Source organism: Thiomicrorhabdus sp. (genome assembly GCF_963662555.1).
Classification (GTDB): Bacteria; Pseudomonadota; Gammaproteobacteria; order Thiomicrospirales; family Thiomicrospiraceae; genus Thiomicrorhabdus.
Genome location: NZ_OY759719.1, coordinates 1,890,346 through 1,910,926, shown reverse-complemented (window position 1 = coordinate 1,910,926; position 20,581 = coordinate 1,890,346). Strand labels below are relative to the sequence as shown.

22 protein-coding genes are annotated in these 20,581 nt (G+C 38.2%); 20 read left to right on the top strand and 2 right to left on the bottom strand.

Features of this window, described 5'->3' with window-relative positions:
• Both mnmA and ACORJQ_RS08475 read right to left on the bottom strand, forming a co-directional pair.
• A complete protein-coding gene (gene mnmA / locus ACORJQ_RS08480; RefSeq protein WP_321323648.1) occupies positions 1-1,128 on the bottom strand; it encodes a tRNA 2-thiouridine(34) synthase MnmA in 1,128 nt (375 codons plus the stop codon).
• Positions 1,129-1,292: 164 nt separating this feature from the next.
• A complete protein-coding gene (locus tag ACORJQ_RS08475) occupies positions 1,293-1,856 on the bottom strand; it encodes an rRNA large subunit pseudouridine synthase E (protein ID WP_321323647.1) in 564 nt (187 codons plus the stop codon).
• Positions 1,857-2,024: 168 nt separating this feature from the next.
• On the opposite strand from ACORJQ_RS08475, the gene ACORJQ_RS08470 reads away from it, so the two are divergent.
• From ACORJQ_RS08470 to ACORJQ_RS08375, 20 genes are all read left to right on the top strand, one after another.
• Entirely contained in the window at positions 2,025-4,250 is a 2,226-nt protein-coding gene (locus tag ACORJQ_RS08470) for an NADP-dependent isocitrate dehydrogenase (RefSeq protein WP_321323646.1), read from the top strand.
• Between the two features lie 423 nt (positions 4,251-4,673).
• Positions 4,674-4,970, top strand: coding sequence for a hypothetical protein (locus tag ACORJQ_RS08465; protein WP_321323645.1), 297 nt, complete (start codon positions 4,674-4,676; stop codon positions 4,968-4,970).
• A 129-nt stretch (positions 4,971-5,099) separates the two neighbouring features.
• On the top strand, positions 5,100-5,663 hold the full coding sequence (locus ACORJQ_RS08460; protein WP_321323644.1) for a hypothetical protein: 564 nt from the start codon (positions 5,100-5,102) through the stop codon (positions 5,661-5,663).
• A gap of 71 nt (positions 5,664-5,734) precedes the next feature.
• Positions 5,735-7,351 carry an SEN1985 family protein gene (locus ACORJQ_RS08455; RefSeq protein ID WP_321323643.1) on the top strand — a complete coding sequence of 539 codons (1,617 nt, stop codon included), beginning with the start codon at positions 5,735-5,737 and terminating at the stop codon, positions 7,349-7,351.
• A 264-nt stretch (positions 7,352-7,615) separates the two neighbouring features.
• Positions 7,616-9,187 (top strand): hypothetical protein, encoded by a 1,572-nt coding sequence (locus ACORJQ_RS08450; protein WP_321323641.1) that lies wholly within the window; start codon positions 7,616-7,618, stop codon positions 9,185-9,187.
• Positions 9,187-9,546 (top strand): hypothetical protein, encoded by a 360-nt coding sequence (locus ACORJQ_RS08445; protein ID WP_321323639.1) that lies wholly within the window; start codon positions 9,187-9,189, stop codon positions 9,544-9,546. The genes ACORJQ_RS08450 and ACORJQ_RS08445 overlap by 1 nt, the downstream gene beginning before the upstream one ends.
• 26 nt (positions 9,547-9,572) lie before the next feature.
• Complete coding sequence (locus ACORJQ_RS08440; RefSeq protein ID WP_321323637.1) at positions 9,573-10,841, top strand: PA3715 family protein; 1,269 nt, start codon at positions 9,573-9,575, stop codon at positions 10,839-10,841.
• A complete protein-coding gene (locus tag ACORJQ_RS08435) occupies positions 10,834-10,923 on the top strand; it encodes a hypothetical protein (RefSeq protein ID WP_420719578.1) in 90 nt (29 codons plus the stop codon). Before ACORJQ_RS08440 ends, ACORJQ_RS08435 begins: the two co-directional genes overlap by 8 nt.
• A gap of 90 nt (positions 10,924-11,013) precedes the next feature.
• Entirely contained in the window at positions 11,014-11,403 is a 390-nt protein-coding gene (locus tag ACORJQ_RS08430; RefSeq protein WP_321323636.1) for a YybH family protein, read from the top strand.
• Positions 11,404-11,484: 81 nt separating this feature from the next.
• Positions 11,485-11,895 (top strand): hypothetical protein, encoded by a 411-nt coding sequence (locus ACORJQ_RS08425; protein WP_321323634.1) that lies wholly within the window; start codon positions 11,485-11,487, stop codon positions 11,893-11,895.
• Between the two features lie 92 nt (positions 11,896-11,987).
• The gene (locus ACORJQ_RS08420; RefSeq protein WP_321323632.1) at positions 11,988-13,151 is read left to right on the top strand and encodes an EAL domain-containing protein; all 1,164 of its coding nucleotides are present in this window, start codon (positions 11,988-11,990) and stop codon (positions 13,149-13,151) included.
• Positions 13,152-13,357: 206 nt separating this feature from the next.
• Positions 13,358-13,621, top strand: coding sequence for a cupin domain-containing protein (locus ACORJQ_RS08415; RefSeq protein ID WP_321323630.1), 264 nt, complete (start codon positions 13,358-13,360; stop codon positions 13,619-13,621).
• Positions 13,622-13,976: 355 nt separating this feature from the next.
• The gene (locus tag ACORJQ_RS08410; RefSeq protein ID WP_321323629.1) at positions 13,977-14,414 is read left to right on the top strand and encodes a hypothetical protein; all 438 of its coding nucleotides are present in this window, start codon (positions 13,977-13,979) and stop codon (positions 14,412-14,414) included.
• A 32-nt stretch (positions 14,415-14,446) separates the two neighbouring features.
• A complete protein-coding gene (locus tag ACORJQ_RS08405; RefSeq protein WP_321323628.1) occupies positions 14,447-15,406 on the top strand; it encodes a hypothetical protein in 960 nt (319 codons plus the stop codon).
• 95 nt (positions 15,407-15,501) lie between these two features.
• Entirely contained in the window at positions 15,502-15,858 is a 357-nt protein-coding gene (locus tag ACORJQ_RS08400) for a hypothetical protein (RefSeq protein ID WP_321323627.1), read from the top strand.
• 79 nt (positions 15,859-15,937) lie between these two features.
• Positions 15,938-17,071 carry a DUF3800 domain-containing protein gene (locus ACORJQ_RS08395; RefSeq protein ID WP_321323626.1) on the top strand — a complete coding sequence of 378 codons (1,134 nt, stop codon included), beginning with the start codon at positions 15,938-15,940 and terminating at the stop codon, positions 17,069-17,071.
• An 88-nt stretch (positions 17,072-17,159) separates the two neighbouring features.
• Positions 17,160-17,576 (top strand): VOC family protein, encoded by a 417-nt coding sequence (locus ACORJQ_RS08390; protein WP_321323625.1) that lies wholly within the window; start codon positions 17,160-17,162, stop codon positions 17,574-17,576.
• Positions 17,577-17,722: 146 nt separating this feature from the next.
• Positions 17,723-18,346 carry a DUF4386 domain-containing protein gene (locus tag ACORJQ_RS08385; RefSeq protein ID WP_321323624.1) on the top strand — a complete coding sequence of 208 codons (624 nt, stop codon included), beginning with the start codon at positions 17,723-17,725 and terminating at the stop codon, positions 18,344-18,346.
• A 67-nt stretch (positions 18,347-18,413) separates the two neighbouring features.
• On the top strand, positions 18,414-18,869 hold the full coding sequence (locus tag ACORJQ_RS08380) for a hypothetical protein (RefSeq protein WP_321323622.1): 456 nt from the start codon (positions 18,414-18,416) through the stop codon (positions 18,867-18,869).
• Positions 18,870-19,031: 162 nt separating this feature from the next.
• On the top strand, positions 19,032-20,504 hold the full coding sequence (locus tag ACORJQ_RS08375; protein WP_321323621.1) for an FMN-binding glutamate synthase family protein: 1,473 nt from the start codon (positions 19,032-19,034) through the stop codon (positions 20,502-20,504).
• The last annotated feature ends 77 nt before the right edge of the window (positions 20,505-20,581 follow it).

Here is a 20,581-nt window from a genome sequence, read left to right as displayed (position 1 = left end):
TTAAATTCGTTCATCTAAGTTGTGCAGGCGTTGTTCAATAATACCGCCACCTAAACAATCATCTTCTATATAAAACACCACTGATTGACCCGGTGCAATAGCGGTTTGTGGCTCATCAAATTTCACCACAATTTTGCCATTTTTATGTTCAATAATTTGGCATGGTTGCTCTGCTTGTCGGTAGCGTATTTTTGCTTTTAATGGCGAGTTAAGAGCAGGGCATTCACCTGATACCCAGTCTAAAGTATCTGCCACTAAATATTGGTGCTGTAATAATGGGTGTTGTTTACCTTGTACGGCAACCAATACATTGTTTTTTAAATCTTTATCAGCCGCATACCAAGGCTCATTGCCTGTTCCGTGACCGCCACCAATACCTAGGCCTTTTCTTTGCCCTAAGGTGTGATACATCAATCCATCGTGCTTACCAATTACATTACCTTGGTCATCGACAATATCGCCAGGTTGCGCAGGTAAAAACTGTTGTAAAAAGTCTTTAAATTTACGCTCACCAATAAAACAAATTCCGGTACTGTCTTTTTTGTCATGGGTAATAAAGCCGGCTTCTTCTGCTAATTGACGAACAACGGGTTTTTCTAATTCACCCACCGGAAACAGCGATTTTTGCAATTGATGTTGTTGTAGAGTGTACAAAAAGTAACTTTGGTCTTTATTGTCATCTAAGCCTTTTAATAGGTGGCACTGATTGTTTTCATCACGTGATACACGGGTGTAGTGACCCGTTGCAATGTAATCGGCTCCTAAAGACAAAGCGTGCTGTAAAAAGGCTTTAAACTTAACCTCTTTATTACACAAAATATCTGGGTTAGGCGTGCGGCCTGATTTGTATTCCGCTAAAAAGTGTTCAAATACGTTATCCCAATATTCACCTGAAAAGTTTTCAATATGAACTGGAATATCCAACTTTTCTGCAACCGCCATGACGTCTTTTAAATCTTCAGCGGCTGGGCAATAGTCTTCGGTATCATCGCCTTCCCAGTTTTTCATAAACAAGCCTTCAACGTCATAGCCTTGTTGTTTTAATAATAAAGCAGCAACCGACGAATCGACGCCTCCAGAAAGGCCAACAATAACTTTTGTTTTGGAGTTGTCTTGAGTTGAATTCATGCTGTTTTATTACCTAAATGTTTATGAGTTTGATATGTGTTTAAAGGTTTGACATTAAAGTATGAACTTAATGTGGGTAAGTGTGTTGTTTTTCAAGCCTGTTAGTTTAGCAGAGAGTCAGGTTTTCTGCGACTAGCACGATAGGTCTTTATTGGCTAAAGGCATTATATAGACTGATTTTTTAAAAGTGTTGATTCGCCTAAAGCAAGATTACCCAGTTTCCACTGACCAATTTGAATACGCACTAAACGCAAAGTCGGAAAACCCACCGCCGCAGTCATTCTTCTTACTTGGCGATTTTTGCCTTCGGTAATGGTCAATTCAAGCCAACTGGTAGGAATGTTTTTACGTTCTCTAACGGGCGGGTTACGTTCCCAAAGCCACTTGGGTTCAGAGACTTTACGAGATTTAGCAGGCCTGGTTAAACCATCTTTTAATTTAACACCTTGCTCAAGTTGTTTAATGGCTTCTTTAGTAATTTCACCTTCAACTTGCACCAAATACGTTTTGGGTTGTTTGGTTTTAGGGTTGGCAATTTGTTGTTGTAATTTACCATCATCGGTCAGCAGTAATAAACCTTCAGAATCACGGTCTAATCGTCCTGCGGCATAAAATCCTGGTTGGTCAATATAGTCAGCCAAGGTTTCACGCTGTTCTTTAAATTCGGATTCGTCCGTAAACTGGCAAAGAACATTAAAAGGTTTGTTAAAAAGAAGTAGATTTGACATAAATTGGCTGTTTACTCGGTTAATCGCTGATGAATTGCAGGTTAATCCCTGGTTAATTGCTGGTTAATTACTTTTATTAAACGGAGCAGGTGATAAAATAGGCTAAATTTTAACATTTTTTATATTAGCGTACTCAACGACGAGTCAAAGTAAACTACGGGAAATTGTATGTCAGAAAAATCCAAGATTATTTATACCTTAACCGATGAAGCTCCAGCATTAGCCACTTACTCATTTTTACCAATAGTAGAAGCCTTTACTAGTGCGGCAGACGTTGCTGTTGAGACGCGTGATATTTCATTAGCAGCCCGAATCATTGCTAACTTTCCATCTTATTTAAAAGAAGAACAGCGTATTGGTGATACTTTAGCCGAACTAGGTGAAATGGCGACTACGCCAGAAGCTAATATCATTAAATTACCAAATATTTCAGCATCTGTTCCTCAGCTTGTTGCCGCAATTACTGAATTACAATCTCATGGTTATGCGGTTCCTAACTACCCAGCTGAACCACAAAATGACGAAGAAAAAGCCATTAAAGCGACTTACGCCAAAGTATTAGGTTCTGCAGTAAACCCTGTATTACGTGAAGGTAACTCAGACCGTCGTGCACCATTATCTGTTAAAAACTACGCACGTAAAAACCCACATTCAATGGGTGCTTGGTCAGAAGAATCTAAATCTCACGTTGCTCATATGTCAGAAGGCGATTTTTACGGTTCAGAAAAATCGATTACCCTAGCCGATGAAACTACCTTTAAAATTGAATTTGTAGCAGAAGATGGTTCAGTAACCGAGCTTAAATCAGACGCGCCGTTACAAAAAGGTGAGGTTTTAGATGCCTCAGTGATGAGTCAATCTGCTTTAAGAGCCTTTTTAAAAGAAGCTAAAGCTAAGGCTAAAGAAGAGGGCGTTCTGTTCTCATTACACCTTAAAGCCACAATGATGAAAGTCTCTGACCCAATTATTTTTGGTAATGCGGTTGCTGTGTATTTTGAAGATGTTTTTGCAAAACATGCAAAAACCTTTGCAGAGATTGGCGTTAACTTAAACAACGGTTTAGGTGATGTTTACAATAAAATCGCCACTTTACCAGCCGAAAAACAAGCAGAGATTGAAGCCGATATCGCCGCCGCTATTGACGCTGGGCCAGATATTGCCATGGTTGACTCTGATAAAGGCATTACCAACCTTCATGTTCCTTCAGACGTAATTGTTGATGCTTCTATGCCAGCTATGATTCGTACTTCGGGTCAAATGTGGAATAAAGACGGCAAACAGCAAGATACTATGGCGGTTATTCCAGACCGTTGTTACGCCAGTGTTTATGAAGAAACAATCCGTTTTTGTAAACAACACGGCGCCTTTGATCCAACCACAATGGGCTCTGTTCCAAACGTAGGATTAATGGCTCAAAAAGCCGAAGAATACGGTTCACATGATAAAACTTTCCAAGCAACGGGTACGGGTGTTATTCGTGCCGTTGATGCTAACGGTAATACTTTGTTAGAACAGCCAGTTGAAGAAGGCGATATCTTCCGTATGTGTCAGGCTAAAGATGCCCCAATTCAAGACTGGGTTAAATTAGCGGTTAATCGTGCACGTGCAACGGGTAATCCAGCGGTTTTCTGGTTAGACACTGAACGTGCTCATGACCACCAAATCATCGAGAAAGTGAATCAGTATTTAGCCATTCACGATACGGCTGGTTTAGAAATTCATATTATGGCTCCAGCAGAAGCCACTCGTTTTACTCTTCGTCATATTAAAGAAGGTAAAGATGTAATTTCAGTTACAGGTAACGTATTGCGTGATTACCTAACAGATCTATTCCCAATTTTAGAGTTAGGTACTTCAGCCAAAATGCTATCTATTGTTCCACTAATGAACGGCGGAGGCTTGTTTGAAACCGGTGCAGGGGGTTCAGCTCCTAAGCACGTTCAGCAGTTAGTTAAAGAGAACCATTTACGTTGGGATTCTTTAGGTGAATTCTTAGCATTAGCCGTTTCGCTTGAGCATCTTTCTCAAACGTTTAATAACCCTAAAGCACAAGTACTGGCCGATGCATTAGACAAAGCCACTGGTAAGTTCTTAGATACCAATAAATCACCATCACGTAAAGTTGGTGAGATTGATAACCGTGGAAGCCACTTCTACTTAGCGATGTATTGGGCACAAGAACTTGCAGCTCAAAATGACGATGCCGATTTAAAAGCTCGTTTTGCGCCAGTAGCCGATGCATTAACGGCGAATGAAACAAAAATTGTTACTGAGTTAAACGAAGTACAAGGTAAAGCCGTAGATATTGGTGGTTACTATCAACCAAATACCGTTGAAACGGCAATCGTAATGCGACCAAGTGATACTTTAAACGATATTATTAACGCAATTTAAAAGTTAATTACGCTTTTAATTTAAGCAAATATAAAACCCGCAAGTTATACCAGGCCTGGTAATTCTTGCGGGTTTTTTTATATCTAAAATTTATGTAAAAAGCAGAATATGATTTTACCAGGCCTGGTAAAAAGTATTAAAGACAGATAATCTTAGTTTTTGTGAAAATATTTTCGTAAATATATTAGATTAAGTTTATAGTAACTTTTAAGTGTTTTTTACTTGGTTTTACGTGGTTATTTAGGCAGTCTAAATAATCATAAAAATACGTTTTAAACCAAATGATAACAACAAAATTTAATATCAAACACATCCTAATATTTTGTATAAAACGGCTGTTTTATACACGGTTCAAATACGTTTTATATAAGTGTTAGGGTGTCTAATTATAGTTATGTGTCTTTAGAACAATGATAATGAATTATGGATAAGAAACCATCTGAAAAAGAAATCATATCAATGTTTCAACACTATCTAAGTAGTGGGGATTCTAGTGAAATTGATAAATTAAATTTGAAAGATCTTATTGTTGCTGAAGAACGAATGAGTATCAGAGGAATGAATCCTCAATTTGCACAAGCCATAAAAAATAAAATTAAAGACCTTGAACTAAAAGAGGCTAGGCAACATGAAAGTAAAATTAGAGCCTTAAATTTGATTACAGGCCTTATACTCGGGGTGGTAATATCTGGTATAACAGCATGGCTATTCAACACATAACAAGGCCTGGCACCAACGGTTACTTACGTAAGCTGGACTTTCACTGCTTCGCACCTCAAGCCGGTGCTGGCGGGCGTTATAGCTCAAAGAATTAGTGGCTTTGTAATCAATATTACCTTTAAGAATAAAATGCTAAAAAATTTAATTGAAAAGATAAAATTTAACAGAAAGTATGGGAATGGCCCTAGTGTAGAGCAATTCATTAATGAATGGTTGAAAGCACCTCAGGAATTTTTCTTTGGTTACTTTGAACAACCGTTAGAGTGGTCAACTTGCTATGGCCTCGCTCCTATGGAAGGACTTCCAGATACCCATGGATATAGCAAGATTCCAGACATACGATGCGAATATAGAGAATACAAATACTCACTTAAAATTGGGTATATTGAAGGTATTTCTATGTATTCAGGTGGAACTGTTCGTATCAAGCACTTTGCACTTAACTCAGAACTAACCCAAAATAACATTGGCAAAAAATTTCTCAACTCTATCCTTGAGTTCTTTAAATCTAAGAATGCAGTCGTTGTAGAGTTTCATGAGAATCACAGTTCAAAGATTGAACACTACAGAAAGTTTTTCGAAAAATTAGGTATTGAAGAAATTAAAGATAGGGTATGGCGGGTAGAGCTTTATAAAGAAAGCGAGATCCCTAAAGAGGTATTGTCTTACCATGAAAAATTACAACGTAAATAACGCCATAACAATTCACTCAACCTGACCGCGCTGGGGCGTGGCCGGTTAGCTTAAACGTTAGAGATACAAAAATGAGTTCTTACTCTGAGATAGAAAAAAACAAAGCAAGAGCAGCGGTAATAGGCAGTGCTATTGAATCCCTTACCCGAAATAGATCAGTCTCGACTCTTGCTCGGCGTAGCTATGTTCGGGATGTAAGAGACTATATCTTAGGGAAAGACAATTCATATGATGTGTTGGTAGCGAAGGAACTATCGGACACAACTGTAGAAAGATGGGAATCGTTTTATGACTCAATTGTTCAAAGCAGGTCACCTGAAAATCTAAAGGTAGCTTACTTATCTGGGCCAAACCCAGAAAACGACCTGAGAGTATTATGTCAAGCTGGTGTGCTCCCAGAAAATATTTGGGCATTTGAATCAGAGAACTCGACCTATTCTGATGCGGTGGTTTCCGCGCTGAATTCTGAGTTCCCATTTATTAAGATAGTCAATGGGGGTTTAGATACATTCATTGAAGCTTCGCCACAGCGATTTGATATTATTTATTTAGATTTTTGTGGGCCGCTTCCTAGCAGAAATAAAAAGCAAAAAACACTTACTGCTTTAACGAGAATTCTTGCAAGACACGCACTTAACTCCCCAGGAGTTCTAATAACAAACTTTTCACTACCTACGATAGAGCAGGATGAAGTTGGCAGGTCATTACTTTCAAAACTGGTTTCGTGCTACCTATACCCTAAAGAATTTATTGAGGATAAAGACTCGGAGAGTGGTTTTAGCGAAGGGCCGGTGGCACATGACTTAGACCCTGATGAATGGTTTAAAAAAGTTTCAAACGATCTGGACTACTACTATGGACAGTTTGTAACCCGCCTATTGATAGATCACGCTAGCCTCATATCTACGTACAACAGGTTTCCGAAGAAAAACTTTCTTTACAAGAAGTTTTTTAATGCAGATGAGAATAGCCTTTTGAGTACGCTGAAGAAAAGCTATTTTCATTTTGACGAAGAAGATGAAGGTGGCGATGTTATTGTTGATTCAGGTCAACATCCTATTTTGTGGACTCTGGCAGCGTTGGATAAAGAATTAAATGGAGGGGACTCGAATTACCCTCAGTTCATTAATGAGGATGAAGAATTTGCCAAATTTTCAGAACAATTTCTTTCGCAACTAGACGTAGGTGGAAGTAAAAAAGAACTGGTCAATTCTTTTTCAATAATTACTTACTTGCTCTCTGAGGGGAATGGTCAGGAGGAGCTTTGGTCTGCCAAGCTTAAAGAGCTATATAGCAAACACAGTTTCTGGGATTTTCATCAATTTTGCGACCTTGTCTTATTCCATCAGATACTCGAAGCGCTATTTAGACAAGTTGCTATTCCCTACCATGTAAATATCAGTGAAACCAAACGGTGGAGTTATAAGGCGAAAGCTACACCGATGTATATGGACATGATTATACTTGATGAATGTCGATATCTTTATGATTGGATGCCAACAACAGACATGTTTTCTAATGCAATTACAGATGTTGAGCGACAGCTGAGTTACCGGTTTGCCCTTGATGGGGTTGCGAAGCATAGGCGGTGGTACAACCCTGAGTATTTTTTTGGCACAGCGGTAGTTGACCAATACACTAAAGGTTTTAGTGCTAAAACCCTGAAGCCCAGGGAAGCAATCGAATAATGATCTCTAACAAAGCGCTTCTGTCGGACAACTTTTCCGCTGCGCTCCAAATTTGCCGCAGAGCGCGGCGTTATGCTCAAAGCCGCTGAGTGAAACCAATCTACGGGATAAGTTATGAACCACAAAATTCTCGATAAAAAATCTAAGAAGAGGTGACGAGTCTTTTCACTCCTGTTTTCCTCTCATCTGAAGAGAAGGAAAAAGAAGGATAATTAGTAACCTTGCCTCAGAGCTATCTTCAAGAGCCGATAGAAGTACTACTTTATGGAAATGATCCTCATTATTTTTCTGCTCCTCTTGCTGACCGGCATACTCGTTCTTGCCATTAGGCTAGTCAAGTGGATTTTAGTAAATAAAATAAGATCATGGATATGTTTAGGTATTGTGGTAATTAGCTCGGTAGGATTTGGTATTCATCATTTCTTTTTCAAGCACATGATGCTCATCCAGTCTGAAGTATATCCTAATCTTTACTTAGCCAAGGATTATGAAAATGATGAAAATCAACTCCATTCATTAATCAGAGAAAAAATAAAAAATCATCTAAGTAATCAGGTTCCCGATGGTAAAAAACTGAATTACCAAAAAGAAAACGTCATTTTCTTTTATGCGTATTACAAGGCATTTCCTATCAGTGTGTTTCAAGATGAAGGGACAGCATATTTCTTAGAAAATGAAGAAGACCTCGGTGGATTAGTGACTGAAGAGCTAGGGATGTATTTCAGATACAAGTTAGCAGAGTTTTATTATGCTCCCTGCGAATCTGAGCCAACGCTTTATTGTGGTGAAATCAGCTATTTCAACGACGGTAACTTAGTTAAGTCTGAGCGTCTGAATAACCTTAAGGTTTATCAACGTGTTGAAAAACCAATAGATACTGAGGCTCTTATAGATCAACTTCAGTTGGCTTATTCAACAAAAAATGAAGAGCAGTTTCTAAATCAATTTCCGTCAGACTTTGAGCAGTTTGTCACTCTTTTTGGCTGGGATGAACAAGCCGATCGTCCTAATAAACTATATGAAGTGAGTGATGCGTATATTACTTATTTCTTCACGTTAATCGATAATGAAAGGTATCGGGAATTTGACGATAAGATAATTAGCATTGCTAAAGGTGGCAGATGGAAAGCGGATGCCGTCAATTATTTTCAAAATAAAGCATTAGTTTATATAAGGGATAAGCATCGATATTACCTTATCAATGACCTGGAATACAACGATGCAAAATCGGTTCTGTTTTTCCTTTTTGATGGACCTCATCCTAAGTTTGACAAAGTATTTACTCACAGTCTCAACAACGACAAAATGCATATCGTTTACGATTTGTTTGCGAATGAGTTTGCAGGATGGGAAGAGCGTTTGAACCCAATCAATAAAGATTTTTCCTATTACGTGGATAACGAAAACTACTTCATTAGAGATATTGATGTTAACAACGACTATGCAATGGATAAGGTTGTCAGTGCCAAGCCTTACCAAGAAGATGAATTATTAATATTTATTAATTCAGATGGGGTATATCGATTTGCTTTTAAAACGACCAATTTTTCACAAGATGGTGGTCAGCAAATTGTCGATGTGATTGCGGAGAAAAACGGATTTTACGTTCACACAAGGTTTCCGGATCGTGGCCTAAATGAGGCTTATCATCATATTGCTTTTATCGATCGAAAATTGATCCTCACCCATTCCGTAGTCAAGTTCCAAAGAAGTAATGAAGAAGGTGCACCTATATATACCTGTGATATTATTCAGGGTATGGATTTTAGTCATCCCGCCTTACTGGAAAAAATGGAATCGTTGCCAAATGAAGGGGAAGGCCAATCGCCTTGTTAATGAGAGCCGCCATGCTAAAACGGATTTTTGAATATGTACTTTGGGCCATAGCCGCTTTCTTGCTTGGCATGGGGTATATTTTCCTGCTCTTTACCTTTATTCTTGGAGAGATACCCGAAGAAACTAGCCTTATATCATTCGTTACTTTGAAACTATTTATTTTTGGTGTGATTTATGTTGGCTCCACCTTCGGTGTGATTTTGGCCGCGTTATTTATTTTGCTTGATGTTTTTTATTTAAAAAGAAAATGGCAGAAATCTAAACATTTTTTCCTAAAACGTGTGATTTCGCTGTTGCTTCTGTTAATCGTTGTGGCTGTGTTGCACTATCTTCTTGAAAAAACTTTTGATGTGATATGACTATGAACTTTTTGAGAGCGGTCTTTTTGTTGTCAGTCCTACTGCCTTTTTATGCTTTTGGTGGTGAGCAGCCTGATGTGGAGGATGCCGCATCAGAAGTTGAAATGGCAGTTGAAGTTGATACAAATAACAGTGCGAAAATTTCAGATTTTCAAAATGCACTTAAGTTGATACCAGAGAGAAAAGTGCCATTCATTGATAACACCAACTTTGATATTTTCATTGAACCAGAAGATTTTAAACCCATTAATGATGGTGCTTTAAATATTGAAGCGGTGTATCCGGATTTTTATCAAGAGACATCTAAGTACCGCTCAGTGATGTCGTATAAAGTCAGCTTGTCACAACATTTTTATACGGTAGTGGTGACGTATTGGGTAGGTAAGTACGAAATGGAGTCCACCCTCATTAACTATGATAGGCAGGGCAATGTTATTGACCATCAATTAGTTGCTTATGACGAGATCGGTAAAGGTCAAACGATAACAAAGTCCAGAATCAGCGAACATGCGATAACCAGCCAGCACAGTTCTTGGGGCTTAACGAAAGAGATTATTGAGGAAGAGTTTGTTATCAATTACGACGGCACTATAGACAAACTCGAATCAAAAAATCTGAACGATACCATCGATAATGAGGCATTGGTTTTATACGTTTTAAAAGAGATGGATCTTGTGCCGCTCTCGGTCAAAACAGATTTAGTTGTCTCCAAAGCGAATCCTGAAGCATCGCATGAAGTGATCGTGGTTATCCCTGAGATTGTCGATGAAGGTGAGGGCTATTTTGAGTTGAATAGCCATATCGTTATAGCGGATGATCGTTCTGGGAAAGTCACGCATCAGTATTTTGAAACTAGTCAAACAAATGGCTGGTATTCGGATGCTATCCGGCTTAGAGAAATTAACTTAGACACGGCGCCATACCGAGTAACAGATGATGTTCGGGCTTTTGGTGTTCGGGTACGACATGCTGGCACGTCTAGGGTGACTCAGTATCAAAGTGAAATGTTGAGCTTATTTATCAAGTCCGGCGATAAGTTAGAAAAAATTCTTGATAAATACCCGGTTAAAACCTTGAATGGTCAATGGGATGGTGAGTGTTCTGGTGAATTTACCGATACTGACAGCATCTTGATGATGTCAGAACAACAATCCAATGGTTTTCATAACATCATCCTCAAAACCAAAGTTAAAACCATTACAGATAACGTGAGTGATGATGGGGAATGTAACTCTAACGAAATGACTGCAACAAAAACAACGGTACTAAAATACAACGGCAAAGAGTATAAGTGAACTTTTCTCGGATTTTGTACGAGATGCCGAAAATGCATTTTCTCGAGAGCATACTCAATGGATTGCTAAAATTGAAGGGTAGTTATAACAAGGTGTTTCTGTCGGACAATTTTTCCGCTGCACTTCAAAATTGTCGCAGAGCTCGACGTTATACATAAAGGAGAAAAGGGCTGTGAAACGTCATCCTGTAGAAATTCAAATTGAAATTGCCGATAAGGCTATCGTTGCTGAAGATTTTGATGCTCTTATGGGTATTTACACTGACGATGCTGTTTTAGTTATTGAGCCTGGCCGTAATGCGATTGGGAAAAATGAAATCCGTAAAGCGTTTGAAGCTATAGCTGTATATTTTAAAAATGGTCTGCAAGTTGAACAAAATGGTTTGGAAATCCTTGAGTCAGGAGATACAGCGCTTGTGCTAGCAAATACTGTAGTATCTGGTCCAGGTTTTCCTGCCACTGAACGTAAGGCCACATATGTATTCAATAAATCGGCTAGTGGTATCTGGCTGTGTTCTATCGACAATTCATATGGTCATGAGATTATCGGTAAAAATGCATAACAATCAGCTCCACAGACAGAGGATTCGTTCCCTTCGGTCGCTCTCCTGTGAGCTGGGGCGTTTTGCGAGTAGGGGAGCATAGTGAGTATTAAAAGAAGCTTGCTTTCAGTGGTGCTAATTTTTGTTGTGGCCATAATATGGAATGGCTTATTTCATATGGTTCTTATTGCCGAGCAGAATGAAATGATTGCCAGTATCCAGCGTCCCGATATGTCGGAGAAGCTGTTTCTATCTCTCTTCATCACTATTGGGATGGCAACTCTTTTTGTTGTTAGTTACAACAAGTGGCGCAGGAGTGGGACTTTAATTGAAAGTTTAATCCATGGAATATTTTTTTCGGTCCTGGCTGGTGTCTTAGTCAATGCGAATCAATATTTGGTGTACCCAATCCCAGGTATGCTGGCCGTTCTATGGTTTTTGGGAGGGCTAGTTGAGTTTTCCTTGTACTCAATAATTGTCTGGTTGGTTCAACGCAATGAAAAACTTACATAACAAGCGTATGTTGTCGGACTGGTTTTCCACTACGCACCAAATTTGCCGCAGAGTGTGGCGTTAGGCAAATGGATAAGATAGAGGATTACTAAATGACTGACTACAAATTGACCATTGAAGATTTATCGAATGCGATAAAAAACGATGAATTTCTATTTTTTTATCAGCCAATTCTCTCATTGGAGACAGGTAAAATTGTTTCGGCTGAGGCTCTTATTCGCTGGAAAAAAGACAATGGTGAATTAGTACAACCTGACAACTTCATTCCTTATGCAGAGCAGACCGGTTTTATAACCGAGATAACAAAAGCGATGATTCCCCGTTTTCTGGAAGATTTGAAAAAAATACATCAAGAGAATAATACAATCGTTTTAGCAATAAACATATCCTCTAAGGACATGATTCAGAAAGAGTTTGTCCCTGATTTTTTGAAGCTCGTTAAGGATTCGGGTGTTGAGTATTCCAAAATAAAAATAGAATTAACAGAAAGTTCTGCCCTGGCTTTAAGCACTGAATGTCTAATGGATATAGCTGAACTAAAAGCAAATGGCATAAAGCTCGCTATTGATGACTTTGGAACTGGGCATGCTACATTTGAAAAATTAAAAAAATTACCATTTGATACATTAAAAATAGACCAGACGATGACGAGTGAAGCAATGTCCACCCCTGATGGTCTTACGTTACTGGATCACAGTATAAATCTTGCACACCAACTCAAGATGAATTCTATTGCTGAAGGGGTAGAAACCGATACTCTCATGAAGTATTTAATGGGGCTCGGTTGCGATCATATTCAAGGCTATTACATCAGCAAGCCATTGGAGCTTTCATCTTTCATAGAGTTTATAAATAAAAAACGTGTCTGGGACATCATGAAACATGGTCAAATTTACAAGACAATGATCGATTTTATCGACTGGGAACGTAAAGTATATTCATGCCTATATATGGAAGGTGGAAATGCGAGAATTGTGGCATTTGAACCAGAAGATAGTCCAACGGGAAAATTTTTATCTGAGGTTTCAGAGAGTGTCGAAATTGAGTTGTATAACGAACTTGATACTTCTTATAAGAAAAGTTATGAAATTGCCAAAATACTGCTCAATGCAAAAAGTTCTGGAGACTCAGACCTAATTAAAAAGTTATTACCTGATTATTTTAAAGCTTGCGCAAAGGTCAGTACCTTACTTCAAAAAGCATACTCTAAAGAATGTCAGAATGGCCTCTTAAAAAACACCTCTTTTCGAAAATGAAAAGATTGCATAGAAATATTGCATAACAAGGTGCTAGTTTAAATGCAAACTACGTTGCACCGCACAGCTTTAATGTTAGCTGTAACCAGTATTGAGAATGAATGTTGAATAAAGAAACTATCATTGCAAATCCATCCTCCTCTGATACTACATGGGAGTTTCTGGATGGTAGCAAAAGATCTGCAGTCAAACTAAGAACGTCATTTGTGGGCATAGGTACTTATCAGCCTGGGTGGCGGTGGTCCGAGCATGTAGGTAAACAAACAGGCAAACAATCGGAAAATCACATAGGTTATATATTGTCTGGTTCGTTTACTGTTAAAAGTGCCAGTGGTGAAGAATCCGTTGTTGGGCCCGGTGAAGCTTTTGAATTGGCCCCGGGTCATGATGCATGGGTAAATGGTAGTGAACCTTGCGTGGCTTTAGACTTCGGCTGTAATGAAAAGCCTAAAGTGCAGAATGGCAGCTAACAAACTTAAACTCATTCTGGCCACAAAAAATGTAGTTACCGCCAGACTTGCTAACCCTCGCCGTTTAGCAGGGCGTTAGTGTAAAAATAATCCCGCAAAATTTACCAGGCCTGGTAAATTTAGTTTTCTATAAAAAATATTCGTAACTATACTAAATAATGTTTATAGTAACTTCTAAGTGTTTTTTACTTGGTTTTACGTAGTTGTTTAGGTAGTCTAAATAATGACAAAAAGGCCTTTTAAACCAATATATAACAAATTAAATTAATAATAACTAAATCCTAAATACTGTTTGAACTATGTTTTATTTTCAGTATTAGGATGTTTAATTATAGTTAGGTAATAAGAGAAGCATATGGAACTAATTGATATTGGATTAAGCAAGTACGATATTGCACTACTAATATTTTGTCCTATTGGGGCGCTGATAGGTAGTTTTGCATTTTCAATAACGGCGACTATTTCATATGTTCCACCGAAAAAGGAGAGTCAAGCCAAATTCGCGTCCAGCCAATTAGCTAAAGCTCGGGGAGCTTGGCTTATGCTTCGGCTCACGCTGGGAGCAATTTTGGGGTTGTTGCTCGGTTTGTACTTTATTGGTGCAATTCAAGAAACACCCTCTACCTTAGCTAAGGTTATTGCCCTATCTATTATTGCTGGCTATGCTGCTCCTAATATTTGGCTTGCACAGGACAAAGTGGTCTCTTCCCAAATTGAACGAGCCATAAAGATGGCTCTTTCAAAGTTTGACGAGACTCCTGCGCCTAAAAAGCAAAGTCAGTCGGACGGATAAATGCACCGCTGCTTTGGGTGTTAGTCTAAAAAATGAATACTCTCCTGAGAAACGCGATCGAATCTATACAGATTGGAGTGGAGGACTATCAGTCCAGTGATCCACGTCGCGTCTTGTCATCGGTTCGGAATATTTCAGCTGGAGTGTTGCTGCTCTTTAAAGAAAAGCTTAGGCAACTTTCCCCACTGGATTCAGATGAGGTATTATTAAAGCAAATTATTAAGCCTAAACTTATTTCAGGGCAATTATCATTTGTAGGTACAGGAAAGAAAACTGTAGATGTCCAGCAGATTAAGGAGCGCCTTAACACGCTAGGAATCGAAGTTGAGTGGCAAAGATTAGATAAAATAATAAAAGTCAGAAACGATATTGAGCACTATTGCACAAGTCAGTCAGGATCTAGGGTAAGTGAGTTAGTAAGCCAATCCTTCTTAATAATACAAGATTTTTTAAAATCTCATTTGGAACTTGAGCCAATCGACACTCTAGGTGAGTCCACATGGAAAGCATTATTAGAGGCAGCGGAGGTTTACGAAAAAGAGCTAAAAGAATGTAAAGAAGCATTGGCTGATGTAGATTGGAAAACAGATGCATTAGCAAAAGCCATTTATGAAGTTCGGTGTCCGAAATGTTACTCAGAACTGATAAAGACAAATGATTTTTCAGAATATGTTCCAGATGAGTGCATTAGTTTGTGTTCATCATGTGGCAACAAATTTATACTCACATCGGAAATTCTTGAAGAAGCCATAACAGAGGCATTCTTTGGTGAAACATATATAGCAATGACAGATGGTGGAGAGCCGCCAATTAGTAGTTGTCATGAATGTGGTATGGAATCCTATGTGTACGAAGAAGATGAATGTGCAATATGTCTAGCATCTAGGCCATATATATCCTGTGCTCGATGTGGAGCGAGCTTGAGTACTGATGAGCAAGAATTAAATGGGTTATGTGGTTATTGTCATCACATTTCTTTTAAAGATGATTAACAAGGTTAATAAAAAAAATCACCCAATCCATAAAACTCTTCACGTTTTTCGGTCAGGTGAATTTAGGCGTTTTGTTTTAAAAAGATGAGTCAATCGTGGAAAGAGTTTCAGTATTAAAACTTAGTTTATTCAAGGATAGTGAAAAATCTTTTCTTGCTGCACTAGATGCTGAAGGCATCGAACATAGTAGAGTTGATTTGTTCACTAATCAGCCTCATGCATCAGAAATAGTTGAATCAATCTCAGCACTGTCTAAATCGATGCCTTGGAATGCAATTGCAAAAGTAATCGTTAAGTGGATTGACGCACGTAAAAGCAGAAAAATAATTATTACTACAGAAGATGGAAAAGTTATTCATGCTGAAGGTTATTCAATTAAAGAACTAGAAAGCATTCTCCCAAAAACTGAAAGAGTGTCGGTAATAGACATTGAAAGTCATAATGAATCATAACTATTCACTCAACCCGACCGCACTAATGCGCGGCCGGTTGGCTTAAACATTATGTATCAAATTGGATCGGAATGAGAAAATGGTAACTTTCGATATTGGTGAGAGACGGAGGCTCACAAAAATGTTAGCACCTTCGGCGGACTTCGATGGTGCTTATACGTTTTACTATGACGAAACAAACAACATAAGGAAGTTCTACGTAAGAGAGCTGGATTTCAATTCCGCTTTCACAGATAACTTCATCTTAGGCGGTTTGGTGCATGAAGGTCCCGCTCCCGACGTCCAGCCTCTCATAGATAGTTTTAAACTGCAAAGTTCCGTCAAAGAGGTTAAGTTAAAACATATTGCAAAAGGTGACTTCCTTGATTGCCTGAAATCCCAGAAACTTAATATATTTTTAAAATATATCAGCACAAGCCATATATATATTCACTACTCAAGTTTAAATATTTTATATTGGTCAATTGTTGATATTGTTGACTCCGCGATTTCTCATTCTGAAGCAAGCCAGCAATTAGGGATTCAGTTTGCAAACGCCCTAAAGAATGATCTTTATAAACTCGCAAGAATTGAGATTGATTCAGTTATTTCTCTATTCCACAAGTATGAATACCCGAACATCAAGCCCTGTGATGTTATTTTATTCATTGAAGATATAAGCGATCTATTTGAAAAGTACCTTGATGACATGGAGTTCCACTTTGGTTTGGAGTCGCTCAGACAGTTATTAAAAGAGGCGAAGAGAAACGGATCGCTGCCATTTGTTATGGATGAAGAGAATTTTGTCCTTATAAAGGACTTTTCGCAGTTCTATTTACGGCCAATATATTTATTTAAAAACGCTACACATATTTTTGATAACGAAGAGTCAATAGCTGAATTGTTGTCTGGGTATAAAATCTTGGACGGATTAAAAGAGGTCAAAAACTATTCATTTGTTGATTCAGAATCATGCCAATTAACACAGTTGTCAGATATATTGGTTGGTCTTATTGGAAAAATGCATGGTTATATAAACTCTCATCCCAGAGACGAGATACATACTGACTTTAATCAATTAAACTCGATCCAAAGTGACAATATTAGCCTCCTCTTGGATTTGATTGACAGATCCCATGAAAAGAATATCGGATTTCTGCATTCAACGGACAGTTATGAGGAAATGTCTAAAATTGAGGTCATCCGCGCAAGTAGGATTGAGCCCCGTGCATAACAAGGCGCTCGTTCGGACGCAAACTACGCTGCACTTCGTTTGCACCGTACAGCTTGGTCGTTATGTGTAAAAAAGGAGATTTTAAATCGTGAAGCCAAGAATCAGCATGATCACTCTTGGAGTTGGTGATCTGGCTAAGTCAATTCAGTTCTATGAAAAAGGATTAGGTTTTCCGCGAATGGAATCGCCTCCTGAAGTAGCATTCTTCACGTTGAATGGCACATGGCTTTGTTTGTATGGTCGAGTGGCATTAGCGGAAGATGCTCAAGTCTCATCAGAGGGTAGTGGCTTCGAGGGCTTTTCTCTTGCCCATAATGTCGAGTCTGAAAGCGAGGTCGATGTGGTCATGGCGCAAGCACTAGATGCTGGTGCAACATTAGTCAAGATGCCGCAGAAAGTCTTCTGGGGCGGTTACAGTGGTTATTTTAAAGATCCTGATGGTCATCTTTGGGAAGTTGCATATAATCCATTGTTCTGGGCTGGTCCAAACGATGAAAGCGTATAACAGGCGTTCAAACTGCTCGCCCGGAAGCTCAGCACTCCGCACCTTATTGCGTATGGCTCCGTCATTTTCGCACAAAGGGTGCTCTATACTGAGTTCTGCTTAACTGGGCGTTATGTGTTGAATGTGACTATTTAAGGAAGATTAAAATGACTAATACATACAGTGCCAGAACATATGCTTTGATAGCGGGTGGTAGTTACTGGATTATTTTCTTTGCAGCAATATTCGCCAATTTTTTTGTTCTTGAATCTTTAGCGATGGATCCATTAGCAACTGTGCAACAAAGTCATGCTTTGGTGAGTGCTGGTATTATGGCCTTTATGATAACAGTAGTTTTTGATGTTATTGTTGCATGGGCTCTTTATGAATTATTCAAAGAACACTCTCTTTCTGTTTTAAGTACACTATTTAGAATGATGCATGCAACCATTATGGGTGTTGCAATTTTTGCTCTTCCTGCAGTATTCACTTTAAATAATAATGAAGAAATTCTAAAGCAAGTTGATACTTTTAATACGATTTGGCTGTTAGGGCTTTTCTTCTTTGGTATTCATCTTATCCTTTTAGGAAAAATAATTGCGAAACCAAAAATAATCGCATTTTTTCTCATTATTGCCGGCATCATGTATATGGTTGATACTGCCGCCCATTTCGTATTTCCAAATTATGAGGCTTATGCGTCAATTTTCTTGGCTATGGTAGCTATTCCGAGTATTTTGGGAGAAATGTCATTTGCAATTTGGCTCCTTATAAAAGGAGGTAAATATTGATGCTAGCAGCACTTCAATTAAGCAATATTAAAATACGTAACAATCGCTTCCGCGCGGCCAGGTGACCATGAAGCGAAGCGTTAACCTTTTTGAAATTGATCGATATAAATGGAGCTATCAGTTGAAAATTTTTAATACCATTCTATTAATTCTCTCTTTACTTATGAGTAGTACTGGAGTCGCCAGAGCTGAAAAAGGACCAGATATATTGCAGATATTCGATATGTTTGTAATTACAAATGCAGCAGCAAGCTCCTGTGAAAAACCAGATGATGAAACTCTTACAAATTTTCTTTCTAACTTTCAAATGGTAACTATTCGAGCTTCTATGGAATTAGAGTCAAGATATCCTAAAAAATCCAAAGAACAAATTAATGAAGCGATGAAGAAGAAGTCAGAGTACTTAACAGATAAAGTTAAAAAAATAATTAAAGCAGAAGGGTGTGGAACAGAGAAGGTAAAGGCTCTTGTAAAACGCTTCTATTTTCATTCCAAATGGAATCCATACAAAAGTAATGGCTAAAAATACTCTCAACCCGGCTCGTTCTTGGAAGTGCTTGAAATGAGCGTGACAAAGTTAATTGCAAATTCAAAGATTAGCAGAGCTAAAAACCTAGTAGACATAATAGATACAAACTAAAGCTAAGTTGAGCTAAATAGTTACAAAAGTGAACAAGGATATCCAATGAAGAAAATTGTTATTTTTACTTTTATCGCATTATTGATTTTTGCCATTATTATCTGTGTCGCTTTATGGCCTTTAACTGGGTTTATTGCACTTACAATTTCGCTGGCATTGATTGGCTTTTATGATTTGTTTCAAAAGAAACATTCAATTTTGAGAAATTTTCCGGTCATTGGGCACATGCGTTATTTATTAGAAATGATTGGGCCTGAACTGCATCAATATTTTGTGGAGTCAGATACCGATGGAAAACCTATTGATAGAAATCATCGTAATTACATCTATGAAAGAGCCAAAGAGCAAAATGAAACTCATCCCTTTGGTACAGAGTTGAATATAAATGATGATAATTATAAATGGATGCAACACAGTATTTATCCTGCCAAAAAAATGCAAACACCACCAAGAGTTGTGATTGGTGGAAAAGATTGTCAAAAACCTTATAGTGCAAGTCTATTCAATATTTCAGCGATGAGTTACGGTGCTTTGAGTAAAAATGCAATAACCGCATTAAACTTAGGTGCCAAAGCCGGAAATTTTTTTCACGATACAGGTGAGGGCGGTATTTCAGAATATCATTTGCAAGGTGGTGATTTAGTTTGGGAGATTGGTACAGGCTATTTTGGATGCCGAACACCTGATGGTAATTTTGATGCAGAGAAGTTCAAAGAAAAAGCAAATTTAGAACAAGTGAAAATGATTGAAATTAAGATTTCACAAGGTGCAAAACCAGGGCATGGTGGTGTGCTTCCGGCCTCAAAAAACAATGAAGAAATAGCTAAAATTAGGGGGGTGTTACCTCACACTGATGTACTTTCTCCTCCTGGGCATTCTACTTTTAAAGATGCTAAAGGGCTTTTGGAATATGTAAAACAGTTAAGAGAATTGTCTGGTTTTAAACCTGTTGGTTTTAAGTTGTCTATAGGCAGTAAGCAAGAATTTATTGAGCTATGCGAAATGATGGTAGAAAGCGGTATAAAACCTGATTTCATAACCGTTGATGGTGCTGAAGGTGGGACGGGGGCAGCTCCTATCGATTTTTCTAATTATGTAGGTATGCCGTGGGAAGAGGCCTTGATATTTGTAGTAGATACACTCAATAAATATAACCTAAAAGAAGAAATTAAAGTGATTACTGCCACTAAGATTTTTACAGCATTTGATATTTTTAAAGCACTTTGTATTGGGGCGGATGTTTGTAATTCGGCTAGAGGCATGATGTTAGCGCTTGGTTGTATTCAGTCGCTTAAATGTAATACCAATGAATGCCCAACTGGTGTAGCCACCAATAACCCTAAACTTATGAGAGGTTTAGTAGTGACTGATAAATACAAAAGAGTTCAAAATTATCATAAAAACATATTAGAAGATTTTTTGGAGTTGCTTGCGGCATCAGGTTGTAATTCACTAGAAGAGTTGAATAGAAGCTTAATTTATAAAAAAGTGAATAAAGAATCGGTTTCATACGAATAATATAAACTTGGCTTAAGTTTCAATAAATCTCTTAATTGAATAAGAGGCCTTTGTACGATTAAAAACAGAAATTTAGA

Excerpts from the sequence above, each read along its gene's own strand:
- mnmA (WP_321323648.1), bottom strand. The coding sequence starts at position 1,128 with ATGAATTCAACTCAAGACAACTCCAAAACAAAAGTTATTGTTGGCCTT.
- ACORJQ_RS08475 (WP_321323647.1), bottom strand. The coding sequence starts at position 1,856 with ATGTCAAATCTACTTCTTTTTAACAAACCTTTTAATGTTCTTTGCCAG.
- ACORJQ_RS08470 (WP_321323646.1), top strand. The coding sequence starts at position 2,025 with ATGTCAGAAAAATCCAAGATTATTTATACCTTAACCGATGAAGCTCCA.
- ACORJQ_RS08465 (WP_321323645.1), top strand. The coding sequence starts at position 4,674 with ATGGATAAGAAACCATCTGAAAAAGAAATCATATCAATGTTTCAACAC.
- ACORJQ_RS08460 (WP_321323644.1), top strand. The coding sequence starts at position 5,100 with ATGCTAAAAAATTTAATTGAAAAGATAAAATTTAACAGAAAGTATGGG.
- ACORJQ_RS08455 (WP_321323643.1), top strand. The coding sequence starts at position 5,735 with ATGAGTTCTTACTCTGAGATAGAAAAAAACAAAGCAAGAGCAGCGGTA.
- ACORJQ_RS08450 (WP_321323641.1), top strand. The coding sequence starts at position 7,616 with ATGGAAATGATCCTCATTATTTTTCTGCTCCTCTTGCTGACCGGCATA.
- ACORJQ_RS08445 (WP_321323639.1), top strand. The coding sequence starts at position 9,187 with ATGAGAGCCGCCATGCTAAAACGGATTTTTGAATATGTACTTTGGGCC.
- ACORJQ_RS08420 (WP_321323632.1), top strand. The coding sequence starts at position 11,988 with ATGACTGACTACAAATTGACCATTGAAGATTTATCGAATGCGATAAAA.
- ACORJQ_RS08410 (WP_321323629.1), top strand. The coding sequence starts at position 13,977 with ATGGAACTAATTGATATTGGATTAAGCAAGTACGATATTGCACTACTA.
- ACORJQ_RS08405 (WP_321323628.1), top strand. The coding sequence starts at position 14,447 with ATGAATACTCTCCTGAGAAACGCGATCGAATCTATACAGATTGGAGTG.
- ACORJQ_RS08395 (WP_321323626.1), top strand. The coding sequence starts at position 15,938 with ATGGTAACTTTCGATATTGGTGAGAGACGGAGGCTCACAAAAATGTTA.
- ACORJQ_RS08385 (WP_321323624.1), top strand. The coding sequence starts at position 17,723 with ATGACTAATACATACAGTGCCAGAACATATGCTTTGATAGCGGGTGGT.
- ACORJQ_RS08380 (WP_321323622.1), top strand. The coding sequence starts at position 18,414 with ATGAAGCGAAGCGTTAACCTTTTTGAAATTGATCGATATAAATGGAGC.
- ACORJQ_RS08375 (WP_321323621.1), top strand. The coding sequence starts at position 19,032 with ATGAAGAAAATTGTTATTTTTACTTTTATCGCATTATTGATTTTTGCC.